This is a genomic window from Oleiphilus sp. HI0080, assembly GCF_001635135.1.
The window spans coordinates 1-12,175 of record NZ_LWFU01000528.1 but is presented as its reverse complement, the minus strand read 5'-3'; the positions used below and the strand labels follow the sequence as shown (position 1 = coordinate 12,175).

Below are 12,175 nucleotides of genomic sequence, written 5' to 3'. Positions count from 1 at the left end.
TGGCTGTTGTGAGCGATGCCGAGGCAACGCTGCGCTATTGGGCATCTAGCGATAAGAAAACATTGGCGCAGTCGCAGTTACTAGATTCAAAGCCGGCACGCCTGCAATGGTTGGCCGAGCAACGAGAGCAGCATTCGCATTGTTACACCATCGACGATTGTCACTCTACGAGCATGCCATTGCATCCTGCGCGCGCGATTTACGAACTTGACGCAGCAATGCCAATCGACACGCAATTGTTTGTCGATAATGGTGCGCACACGTTCTTCGCGACGCATTATTGGACGATGCGAAAACCACATCAGTATTTCAATATTATTAAGTACTCTGGTGCTATGGGGTGGGCTATTCCCGCTAGTATTGGTGCTAAGCTTGCTCGCCCGGATACGCCAGTTGTTGCCGTTGTTGGTGATGGCTGTATGCTGATGCAGGGCATGGAGATTCAGACGGCTGGCCGCTATAAACTGAGCGGCATAATCTTTGTGGTTTTAAATAACAAAGCACACGGAAACCCAAAGCTTCGAGCGCATAGTTTTACCCCAGATGCCGAGGCCTTAACCGATATTGTCGATCACAACTGGGCGGGTTTTGCCGAGTCGTTGGGTGTGAAGGGTTTGACGGTTTCAGATCCGTCAGAATTGGGCGCTTGTTATTCTGAGGCCTTGCTTGCTGACGGTCCGGTGTTGATCGATGTGAAATGCTGCTTGTTTCCTACACCCACGAAGGTGTTTGACGAGACCTTTATGGAAGAGTTCAATCGTTACATTGATAACCCCAGCTCGAACCAAGCGCCTACGTTAGGTGACGAAAAGGCATGCAAGCCAGGCAAGCAAAAGATGAACGTCACAAGCAGCGATACAAGCAACGATTCAAGCAACGATTCAAGCAACGACACCAAAACCCTCAAACTGAATGATTGAAACGTATGAGCGAGCAAAACAAAAACCTGCATGCAACTGAAGACCGTAAAGATGTGATTGCCAAGCTACAGGAATTGTCACCTGATTTTGTGGGTATGATCTCAGAGTTTGCGTTGGGGAAGGTCTTTGACCGTCCTGTTCTTGATGACAAATTAAAAGAAGTTGTCGCCATTACCGCCTTGATCAGTCTAGGAACGGAACGTTTGCAGGGGCATTTGGAATCGGCGCTGGCAGACGGCTTTAGCAAAGATGAGCTTGCCGAGATCATCATGTTGGCAAGTATTTATTTAGGCTTTCCTCGAGCGATTGATGCAATGCTAATGCTACACGAGGTAGCGAGCGTGCAGAGCAATACAGCTGGTTTACAAGGCGAAAAGTGAACAGGGACTATGTGCACTTCAGCCTAGCGACAGGCGACGTTTAGCCGCCATTTGCTTACTCTAGCGCTCGCGATTACCTAGGGCTTTTCGCACCTTGGTTGGCTGCCGTATCCGCAGCGGCGCTAGTGTGCACGATTTTGCCAGTTTAGTGAGCAAACAATATGTGCGCGCGATGACGTGCCCAGAGACGCGTCGAGTGAGTCATCCTTTTAATTGCTTCTGTCGTTTTCGATTCAGCGTTTGATTCAGTGCTTTATTCAGTTGTTAATTCAGTAATTCATGAGATCCGGGCTCGTCTCCTAATTTCTCTTGCATTCATAGGCTCCCAAAAGCTCCAGCAACGCCCCAGCAGTACCTCTATAACGTCCAATCAATGGTGTGTTGCGCAGAGATTCAGCGTGCTCTAAGCTCGGTACTCAATGCTTGGCGTCGCGGCTTTCGATCGCTTGGTCAGTAATCCCATCGCAAATAAACGGACATAAGGCGATATCAAACTATGAGTATTGAGCTGCCGGACATTGAACGCACGCTTGGCGAATACGAGCCGTTTTGCTGGTTACCTGAAGACGCACTTACTCATCTCGCGCAGTCGATCGAGGTGAGTTACCAGCAGGCCGGTGAGGCCGTGCTGAAACTGGAAGAGCCGATTCATCACTTGTATTTCATCCGTTCAGGTGAGGTTGAGGTGTTTCGGCGTGATGGCAGCTTGTTTAATCGTTTGCCCGCAGGACATGTGTTCGGACAGATGGGGTTATTGATGCATGGCAAGGTGCGCTTTGCAGTAAATACCCGCACGGACTGTTTGTTCTATTTAATCCCTGAAAAAATGTTCATGGATTTCTGCGATTCCTACTCAGAGTTTGGTGACTTTTTTGAGGTTAATGACCACTCGATCTTACAGCAGGCTACGCAAGTCGCGACCGACGATATGACGACGGTGCCGATTACTGAGTTGATCACGAGTGAGCCCCTCGTTGTGTCGCCGGATATGCCTGTTGCCGAATGTGCGAGACGTATGTCGGACAACTATATCGCCGCTGCTGTTGTGCAGGATGAAAGTGGCCGCCTAATGGGAATCGTCACAGATAGTGATTTGCGTGCTCGTGTGATTGCTGAGCGTCTGTCTTTGGAGACGCCTGTCGGTGAGGTGATGACGATGGAGCCTGAGGTGATGGATGAGCACGCTTATTTGCATGAGGTCATGTTAACCATGCTCCGGCACAATATTCATCATGTTCCGATTGTTGATGAGAGCAGGGTGCTTGGAGTTGTGTCTCTACCTGATGTGGTCAGCCATGAATCACAAAACTCGCTTTTGCTGGTTCGCAGCATTCTATCTGCCGATGATCTTGATGCACTTGCCCAGCTCTCAGAGCAGCTGCCCGCTGTCTATGATCGACTCGTGAGTGAGCATGCGACGTCGCACATGATCGGCTCGGCGATGTCGGTGATTGGAGCAAGCTTTATGCAGCAAATGGCGAAGCTCGCTGAGGATCAACTAGGCCCACCTCCTGTGCCATATTGTTTGATTGCGCTTGGTTCTCTTGCGCGAGACGAGCAGCTTCTTGTTACGGATCAAGACAATGCTCTGATACTCGATGATCGCTTTGAGGAAGATGAGCACGGTGCATACTTTGAGCGCTTCAGTAAGTTGCTTTGTGATGGGCTTGATCGCTGTGGTTACCCTTACTGCGAGGGTTTAATTATGGCGTCAACGCCCAAGTGGCGTATGCGCCGTGAGGAATGGAGAGCGCAATTTACTGAGTGGATCGAGAAGCCCGACCCTCAGGCTTTGCTGAATGCCTCTATCTTTTTTGATTTGGTCGCGGTGCATGGTAAGAGTGCCTGGGCAAAAGAGTTGCAAAAATTCATTGCCGATAAAGCCAAAGGTAGCAAACCGTTCTTAGCTGCCTTGGCGCGTAACGCGCTAAAACGGACGCCTCCGTTGGGATTTTTTAAGAACTTTGTTTTAGAAGAAGATGGCAAGCAGGGGCGGTCATTAAATATTAAACGGCGTGGCACTGCGCCACTGACAGACATTATTCGAGTCCATGCGCTTGCGACTGGCTCGATCTCGCAAAACTCCTTCGAGCGTTTGGAGGATGTCTCCAAAACCAAGTTGCTACCGCAAGGTAAGCACGAGGAGTTAAGCGATGCATTAGAGTTGCTCTACAGTATGCGCGCTCGGCAGCAGATGCTCGCGCTACGTGAGCGTAAAAAACCAAATAATCAGATAGACCCGGATGCGCTTAGCTTGTCTGAGCAGCGCTCTTTAAAAGAGGCGTTCAGTGTGGTGGCACAGGCGCAACGGTTTTTGAAATTTCGATACACCGCCAATGGATAACGCTCTGAAAGAACGAGGCGTGGCTCCTCAAAATGAGCAAGACTGGCAACGTTTTCTAACCTCGATGCTTGAGCAACGGAATTCCGCGCTAAGAGGTTTTTATTCGGCCGGGTTTGCGTATCTGAATCAAACGCTAAATGAAGCGCCATGCTTGGCGATTGATATAGAAACCACGGGCTTGGACTCGCAAAACGATAAAATTGTCAGCATTGGGTTGGTGGAGTTTGATTGTCGCAGGGTGTATCTGAACACCGCCAAGCATTGGTTGGTGAACCCGGGAGAGTTAAGTGATTCATCGATTGTTGTGCATGGCATCACGCATAGCGATATCTCTTCTGCGCCGTCTATTAACGCTGTGATGCCTGAGGTGCTGTCAGCGATGGCTGGACGTTTAACCGTGGTGCATTATCGCGCGATGGAGAGAGAGTTTTTTCGGACCTTAAGCTTGGCTGTGTGGCAGGTGCCTTGGTTGTTTCCGGTGATCGATACCTTTGCATTAGAGGCGAGCTGTTTGAGCCGGAAGCAAAATTGGTTCGATCGCATGCGCCGCAAATCGTTGCCATCGCTTCGTCTACCGGATGCGCGATTGCGTTATAACTTGCCGGAGTATGAAAACCACAACGCCGTGATCGACGCCATGGCGACCGCAGAGTTATTGCAAGCCCAGGCACAGTATTGGAATTTGCGAGAGCGAAAGGTCGCAGATTTGGTCTTGTAGTCTCTCGCGTTGTCATCGTGTTAAAACCAAAAAGCCCAGCCTTTTAGAGGCTGGGCTTTTTCATGATTGATACGCGTAAGAGCGAAAGTGGCTCAGCGTTTCAGTGACTTAGCGCGGCTCGGTTCGTAGCCCCATTACCAAGCTGACACACATTAACAGCAGTACGAAGGTAAACGGTAAACCGGTTGAGATTGCACCGGCTTGCAAGGCTTGAATCGCTTCTGTGCCGCCAATCCAAAGCAGCGCGGCAGCGATAGCACCTTCGATGGTTGCCCAGAAAATACGCTGTGGAACCGGAGCATCAATTTTGCCGCCAGCGGTAATGCTGTCGATAACGAGTGAGCCGGAATCAGACGAAGTGATGAAGAATACGAGCACCAGAACGATCGCAATCATTGAAAGCACGTGCCCCATGCTTAAGGCATCAAACATCTGGAACATCGCAAGCGGAACCGATTTGAGGCCGTCTGTTCCCAGAGCGCCAATGCTATTTGCTACCTGATCGATGGCCATGCCACCGTAGACAGACATCCAAAGCACAGTGACAAGCGTCGGGATTGCCAGAACGGCTACAAGGAATTCACGAATCGTGCGGCCCTTTGATACACGTGCGATAAACATCCCTACGAAAGGGGACCATGAAATCCACCATGCCCAGTAGAATACAGTCCAGCCTTGGAACCATGCTTCATCAGGACGACCATGCGGGTTGCTCAGAGGAATAATATTTTCGATATACGCCATGAGTGTTGTCGGGATCGAGCCCAATGCGACAGCTGCGCCCATTAAGGCAACCAGTGTCAGTAGGGCAAATGCAATCACCATGTTGACGTTACTAAGTACTTTGACCCCGCCTTCAAGGCCGCGCATAACCGAAATGATGGCCAGCAAAGTGACACCAATAATGACCGTGATTTGTAAGCCGATACTGGCCTCAATGCCAAACACATGCTGAATGCCTGAAGCGGCTTGCTGGGCACCCAGGCCTAGCGAAGTAGCAAGACCAAATAGCGTGGCGAGTACCGCAAGAATATCAATAATGTGTCCCGGCCAACCCCAAGTGCGGTCACCGAGAATAGGGTAGAAAACAGAGCGAATAGAGAGAGGCAAGCCTTTGTTATAACAAAAGAAAGCAAGTGACAATGCAACGACACCGTATATTGCCCAAGGGTGTATACCCCAGTGATACATCGTCGCGCCAAGCGCCATGCGCGCCGCTTCTGGCGTATTCGCTTCAACACCGAGCGGTGTTTCATACCAGCCTGTGTAATAAGCAACAGGTTCAGCAACGCCCCAGAACATCAAGCCTATACCCATGCCTGCAGCAAATAGCATGGCCAACCATGAGATGGTGGAGTGTTCGGCTTTTGCTTCTGAGCCGCCAAGTCGAATGCTACCCCAAGGTGAAAATGCAAGCACAATGCAGAAAACAACGAATAGATTTGCCGACCAAATAAAGAAAGCATCAAAGCTCCCAATAATATCCCACTTCAAACCATCAAGAAGCCCTTTAGCTGTTGACGCATCGCTAACAAGTGTTGCGATGAGGAAGATGAGAATGAGCCCGGCACTGGTTCCGAACACGGGGTTATGGACGTCAAACCCCCATTTTTGAATATTGTCCTGCCCGACGGTGTAGTCGGTATTTTCTATACTATATTTATCGTTTTGTTCTTCCACGAGTTCTCCCTTGCATTTTTTGATGCTGTTCGACTCGACCACTTTATAGGTTCATGCGAGAAATTCAATTGAGCACTAAATAAAATATGGCCAGATTTACCGCTTTTATTATAGTTGAATGGCTGAATATCACTTAGAACTATAATGATTTTTTTGTTACGACAATGCGGTTGATGCTGCCCGCCGCGACGCAGCGTCTGCTTTTGCTGTATGTTTCGAAGAGTTGACCAAAATCAACGTAGGCGGTTTCGTTTCTTTATAGAGTGAGTGCCATTATAAAAACCGTGCTTCAAACGAGGATAAAGCATTGAGTCATCACCCGGATTTAGATCAAGTAGTAGATAGTGTCGTAGAGGCACTCGACAAAAATATCGTTATGGGTATTCCGTTGGGCATTGGTAAGCCTGCGCAGTTCGTCAATGCCTTGTACGCCAGAGCCAAGAAAGACCCTAGCATTAAACTGCGTATGATTACCGCCTTATCTCTGGAGCGGCCTAAGCCTTCGCCAGGTCTTGAGGCTCGATTTCTGGAACCGGTTTTTGAACGTCTTTTTGATGGCTATGTGGGTCTCGATTATGTCGAAGATCTTAAGAAGCAGCAGATTCCAGACAACATCCAATTATGTGAGTTTTTCTTTAAATCCGGCAGCATGCTGAAGAATAACTACGCACAACAGCATTATATATCGAGCAACTACACGCATGTTGCGCGCGATATGATCGATCAGGGCGTCAATCTGCTCGTGCAACAAGTCAGTAAAGGCGAGTATCAAGGCGCTGAATATTTGTCGTTGAGCAGCAATACGGACGTGACAGTCGACATACTGCCTTTGATAAATGAAGAGCGCAGCAAAGGGAAGACCATCAAATTGGTTGGTATGGTTAATTCGCAACTCCCCTTTATGCTCAATGATGCGTTGGTCAGGCTCGATGCCTTCGATTATCTCATTGATAACGAAGCGTTTTACACACCGCTTTTTTCTCCACCCAATATGCCTGTCACACCGGTTGATTTTGCGATCGGTATGCATGCCAGCGCGTTGGTGAAAGATGGTGGAACGCTGCAAATTGGTATTGGTTCGATGGGAGACGCCATCGTTTATGCCTGCTTGCTAAAAGATAGAGACAACACGCTATACAACGAAGCGCTCGATGCTTTGGGCGGTAAAAACTACCAAGAATATATTGATCGTATCGGTTCGCGTGAAGGCTTCTCAGAGGGGCTTTATGGCTCGAGCGAGATGTTCGTTAATGGTTTTCTTCACCTGATTCAAGGCGGTATTGTTAAGCGTAAAGTTTATGGCGATGTGCATATTCAAAGGCTCATTAACGAAGGACGCATGGCAGAGGATATCAAGCCGGAGCATTTGGACAATTTAATTGAATCCGGCTTTTTTGGCGATGTCTTTCATGCAGGAGATGTGGTTCGTGCTAAGCGTTTTGGCATTCTTAATGACCGTGTTGACTGGATCGATGGTCAACTAACAATTGATGGTGCAGCAGTCGGTGATCGAACGCGGGATGACCAAACTATTGAGCTTGTGAAAGAACGCGGCTTGGGCAAAAAATTACGCGGCGGCATCATTATGCATGGCGGTTTCTTCCTTGGGCCCAAAGATTTTTACCAAGCCTTGCACGCGATGAGTGACGAAGAAAAAGAGCTGATTTGTATGACCGGTGTTGGGCACGTGAATCAGCTGCTGATTGATGAGGATTTGGTGGTGGAACAGCGCAAACAAGCGCGTTTTATCAATACCGGCCTGATGGCGACACTCAATGGTGCAGTGGTGTCGGATGGGCTTGATGACGGTAAGATTGTCTCGGGCGTTGGCGGGCAATATAACTTTGTATCGATGGCCCACTCTCTGCCCGACGCACGCTCTATATTGCTGGTGCGGAGCACGCGCACTAGCAAGGGCGAGGTGATGTCGAACATTGTTTATAACTACGGGCATATCACCATTCCTCGCCACTTGCGCGACACGATTATTACGGAATACGGCGTTGCGGATATTCGCGGTAAGACCGATGCAGACGTGATGAAGGCGATGCTGAATATCGCGGATTCACGTTTTCAGGAAGAGTTGCTCTCTAAAGCCAAGCAGGCGGGTAAGCTGCCGGAAGACTATGTGATTCCTGAGCCATACCGCAACAACCTTCCAGATCGAGTTAATAATACGATTGATGGTTACCGTAAACATGGGCACTTTCCAGCGTTTCCGTTGGGCACCGACTTTACAGAACAGGAGTTGCAAATTGGCGCAGCATTGAAGCACCTAAAAGCCCTGCAAAGCGATAAGCTGTCTTTGTTCAAAACTATGTTTAAAGCGTTTACCGAAGGTGATCACGAACAGCAAGCCATGCCCTTTCTTGAGCGCATGAAACTGGTCGAAACCAAAACCAAGAAAGAAGAAGTAGAGAAAAAATTACTGATTCACGAGTTGATCGAAGCGGGACTGATTAAATAGCCCCGCCTCCTTCGGATTTGAATACGTATAAGAAAAAAGCCACTCACTTGAGTGGCTTTTCACTACTTGATGCGCATATAGAACGACGGCGTGGGCTTTTTGCCAAGATCTAAATAAACGCCTAGGTATTGGGTCACATGCCATGTAACTTAGTGGACTTACCCAAAGGTCTTTTTTCTGGCATGATGCGCGGCGTCGACTCTAGAGGCTTACATCATGTCAGAACCGTTACCACCTTGCCCTTCATGCAATTCCGAATACGTCTACCAAGATCAGAACATGTTGATTTGCCCCGAATGTGCGTATGAGTGGGATCCGAACCAGGCTGATGAAGACGCGATTCACCTTAAGGATGCCGTGGGCAACGATTTGGCAGAGGGTGATAAAGTCACACTGATTAAAGACCTAAAAGTGAAAGGATCATCGACCGTATTGAAAGTGGGCACCAAAGCGACCATTAAACGTTTTGTTGATGGTGACCACGACATCGACTGTAAGGTTGATGGCGCGGGTGCGATGATGCTGAAGTCGAAGTTTGTGAAGAAGTCCAATTAGGCGCTGCGTTGTAAAACACGGCATTCACTGAACCAATTAACTGACCTCAATTATCTAAATTTTAGAGGGCAGAGAGAGAAAGATAGATCTCATAAAGACGAGTACCAAGGAGTATCACGAAGTATGTGGATTGAAAAACTAAAAGCGAAAATCCATCGCGCTACGGTTAAAGACGCCAATCTTAATTACGTTGGTAGTATCACGATTGACCCTTTGCTGCTCGAAGCAAGCGGCATTGAAGAGCACGAGAAGGTGCAGGTGGTCAACATCAATAACGGCGCTCGGTTTGAAACGTACGTGATACTTGGTGAAAAGGGCTCTGGCCAAATTTGTCTCAATGGCGCCTGCGCACGACTTGCTCAGGTTGATGATAAGATTATTATTATTGCCTACTGTTACCTTGATGCGAGCGAGAGCCAGCAACATGTGCCAAAAGCGGTGTTTGTCGATGATGGGAATTCGATTACTTCTATAGAGCCTAATCGTTAACCTTCGTCGCGCACACGCGCAGTGATCAGCCACTAAAAAGCGATACAAAAAAATAAGAAACGAAGAGGCGAGAACATGAGTTCAGTGAATTTTCGAGATTATTTGAGTAAAGAGGAACTTACTCAATTGCGCACCGCCAATGATGTGCGTGCACTATGGATGTTTGTGTTCAATTGGCTCGTCATTATCGGCTGTTTCGTTGTGCTCGCTTCGTCGCTGCATTGGGCCTTGAAGATCGTTGCCTTAGCGATTCTTGGCGGGCGGCAACTTGGCCTAGGTATTCTACTGCACGAATGTTCGCATCAGGCATTTTTTAGTACGGTGCGTTTGAACCGTTTTGTTGGGCACTGGTTTGCTGGCATGCCCATGCTGATACCATTTGATTTTTATCGACCTTATCATTTAAAGCATCATGCCAAAACCGGAACGGATGAAGACCCGGATCTAGGAAATATCGCGCAATACCCAGTTACTAAGTCCAGCTTTTTGCGCAAGATCTTGCGCGATGCATTCGGCCTTTCTGGAAGTAAGATGCTCTACGGCGTATTGTTCTTTGTGTTGCCTGGTCGTCAGGGCAGCACTGTGTCGCTTGGCACAAACGAACAAGAAGGCGCTTACAATCAATCTGGATTGAAAAATTATACGCAGGTACTGTTGTGTCATGGCGCGATGATCGCGGTGTTTTACGGAGTCGGTCAGCCGTTGTTGTATGTGTACTGGTGGGTGGCGTTTATCTTTTTCTACCCATTCATTGTGCGCTTGCGTCAGATAGCTGAGCACGGCGCGATGCCCGCTTTTGCATCAGACGATGTAAGAGATACCACGCGGACGACGATTGCGCGATGGTGGGAGCGAGCGCTCTTTGCACCAAATTATGTGAATTACCATTGCGAGCATCATTTTTTGCCTACGGTGCCGAGCTATCACTTGCCAAAAATGCATGCTTTATTAAAGGCGCGAGGGTTTTATCAAGATAAACCAGAAGCGCTTATTGAGCGCGGCTATCCCGAGATCGTGCGCATTGCGAGCAGCGCAAGCTAGAGCCTTAATTCAGAACGCTGTTTGGGCTAGTGCTTGCCCTGAACAAAGCGAAACGAAGCGGTGTCTTTACCGCCGTGTTTTGATCGATACAGAGCTTGGTCTGCGCGATCAATAACCGAGAGCTCTGTATCACCGATGGTTGAGATTGTGCTGCCAATGCTGACCGTCAGCGGTTTTTGCAATCCAAAGTCATGTAAGCGTACCGCTTGCAGAAGTTTTGCTGCGATGATCGGTAAGGCGCCCTGATTGGTTTTGCTGGTTATGACGATGAACTCCTCTCCGCCCCAGCGTCCTGCGAAGTCAATTTCTCGAATACTGGAGCGAATAAGCGCAGCGAGCTCTGTGAGTATGCGGTCGCCCTCTAAATGCCCAAGTGTGTCATTCACGTGCTTAAAGTCGTCAATGTCGATGAGCAGTACCGCAAAAGGGCTCATTTCACGCTTTTGTCGTTCGAGTTCTATTTTAATAAACTCCTTAATTCGATAGCGATTCCATAGGCCTGTAAGGGCGTCTTTTCTGTAGAGTTCTTCCAGTTCTTTTGCGTGCTTCTCCAAATAGGCCTCATTGAGTGTTTTCTCAAGATTGAGTATCGCTACCATGAAAAGAACAATGGAGAATGCGGCGGCAAAACTTTGTAACTGCAAAAGGCTAATCCACGGAACGTCGCTTGAAAAAGGACCATGAGAGAGCCATGTCGCGACGATGGCAAAGCTAAGCACGCTAGCTTGCACCGTGAAGATCAAGCGCTGGCCATATCGAAAAAGTAGCGCAAACAGCATGGGCAGAAGAAGAAATATGGCGTAATCGATGTGTCCCGGGAAGTGGATGACATCGAATACAATAGCAATCACAAGCAGGCTGTAGGCGGCAGCGGCGATAAGAGCGACGAGGGAGTGCATGCCAAAATGTCGTTCTGGATAAAGCCATGACAGCAGGAAAGGGGTAAATGTGAGAACGCCCGCGCTATCGCCCATTAGCCACGTTACGAAAACATGATTGAACTGCGATGTGCTGATATGACCAAATAGCCAAAGTCCACCGACACCGAAAAGGGCGCTACATAAAGGGCCCAGCAAGGCGCCAAAGCCCAAAAAATATAACAGTGACTGATGGGATTTTAGGATGCGACTGGTTCCGGCGTAACGACGAATTAACTCAGCGGCAACAATTACGCATATAACGTCGCCGATGCCATTCATCGTTGCGGACGCAACGGCATTCAACGTGGCCTCAATCGAGTCGAAGGAAATATAAGCCCAGATATTTCCAAAAAACGCCCCAAAGAACACGCCGGGCCAGATAGATGGACCAAAGCGAAGCGCTAGCGCGAGCATCACTCCAGAAGGGATCCAAACGGGTGTCACATTTGAAGGTTCGATTGCGAATAGTTGGCCAAGCCGAGCACAAGCGATGTAAATGGCCGCAACAGCGATGACCTCCAGAATTCTTACATCTTTGAGCCAGCGTTGTTGCGCGAACTTCAGGCGCAGGCGTTAAATTTCAGCCAGAGTTGGTTGATCTACTGTTCGAGAATGAAGCAAAACTTCTTGAGATACAGCGTGCCTATCCCGATTAATCCAC

Annotated in this window: 11 protein-coding genes; 9 read left to right on the top strand and 2 right to left on the bottom strand. The window is 48.6% G+C overall.

What is annotated here, in order from left to right; translation table 11 throughout:
* From A3751_RS11290 to A3751_RS11275, 4 genes are all read left to right on the top strand, one after another.
* Positions 1–920: thiamine pyrophosphate-dependent enzyme (locus tag A3751_RS11290; RefSeq protein ID WP_231876879.1), on the top strand; the 920-nt coding region annotated here is incomplete at its 5' end.
* 5 nt (positions 921–925) lie between these two features.
* The gene (locus A3751_RS11285) at positions 926–1,300 is read left to right on the top strand and encodes a carboxymuconolactone decarboxylase family protein (RefSeq protein WP_068451184.1); all 375 of its coding nucleotides are present in this window, start codon (positions 926–928) and stop codon (positions 1,298–1,300) included.
* Positions 1,301–1,796: 496 nt separating this feature from the next.
* A complete protein-coding gene (locus A3751_RS11280; protein WP_068455887.1) occupies positions 1,797–3,644 on the top strand; it encodes a DUF294 nucleotidyltransferase-like domain-containing protein in 1,848 nt (615 codons plus the stop codon).
* Entirely contained in the window at positions 3,637–4,362 is a 726-nt protein-coding gene (locus tag A3751_RS11275; protein WP_082863201.1) for an exonuclease domain-containing protein, read from the top strand. Before A3751_RS11280 ends, A3751_RS11275 begins: the two co-directional genes overlap by 8 nt.
* 108 nt (positions 4,363–4,470) lie before the next feature.
* Here the strand turns inward: A3751_RS11275 and A3751_RS11270 are convergent, their stop codons facing one another.
* The gene (locus A3751_RS11270; protein ID WP_068455892.1) at positions 4,471–6,042 is read right to left on the bottom strand and encodes a BCCT family transporter; all 1,572 of its coding nucleotides are present in this window, start codon (positions 6,040–6,042) and stop codon (positions 4,471–4,473) included.
* Positions 6,043–6,349: 307 nt separating this feature from the next.
* Here A3751_RS11270 and A3751_RS11265 point away from each other — a divergent pair, with 307 nt between their 5' ends.
* The 4 genes from A3751_RS11265 (at position 6,350) to A3751_RS11250 (ending at position 10,594) form a co-directional block, all read left to right on the top strand.
* On the top strand, positions 6,350–8,509 hold the full coding sequence (locus A3751_RS11265) for an acetyl-CoA hydrolase/transferase C-terminal domain-containing protein (RefSeq protein ID WP_068455884.1): 2,160 nt from the start codon (positions 6,350–6,352) through the stop codon (positions 8,507–8,509).
* A gap of 216 nt (positions 8,510–8,725) precedes the next feature.
* A complete protein-coding gene (locus A3751_RS11260) occupies positions 8,726–9,064 on the top strand; it encodes a zinc ribbon domain-containing protein YjdM (RefSeq protein ID WP_068455881.1) in 339 nt (112 codons plus the stop codon).
* A 123-nt stretch (positions 9,065–9,187) separates the two neighbouring features.
* Positions 9,188–9,553 (top strand): aspartate 1-decarboxylase, encoded by a 366-nt coding sequence (gene panD / locus A3751_RS11255; protein WP_068455878.1) that lies wholly within the window; start codon positions 9,188–9,190, stop codon positions 9,551–9,553.
* 75 nt (positions 9,554–9,628) lie between these two features.
* The gene (locus tag A3751_RS11250; RefSeq protein WP_068455875.1) at positions 9,629–10,594 is read left to right on the top strand and encodes a fatty acid desaturase family protein; all 966 of its coding nucleotides are present in this window, start codon (positions 9,629–9,631) and stop codon (positions 10,592–10,594) included.
* A 26-nt stretch (positions 10,595–10,620) separates the two neighbouring features.
* On the opposite strand, the gene A3751_RS11245 is transcribed toward A3751_RS11250, so the two are convergent.
* The gene (locus A3751_RS11245) at positions 10,621–11,973 is read right to left on the bottom strand and encodes a diguanylate cyclase (RefSeq protein WP_231876880.1); all 1,353 of its coding nucleotides are present in this window, start codon (positions 11,971–11,973) and stop codon (positions 10,621–10,623) included.
* A 9-nt stretch (positions 11,974–11,982) separates the two neighbouring features.
* Here A3751_RS11245 and A3751_RS23525 point away from each other — a divergent pair.
* On the top strand, positions 11,983–12,175 hold a 193-nt coding region (locus A3751_RS23525; RefSeq protein WP_231876878.1), incomplete at its 3' end, for a hypothetical protein.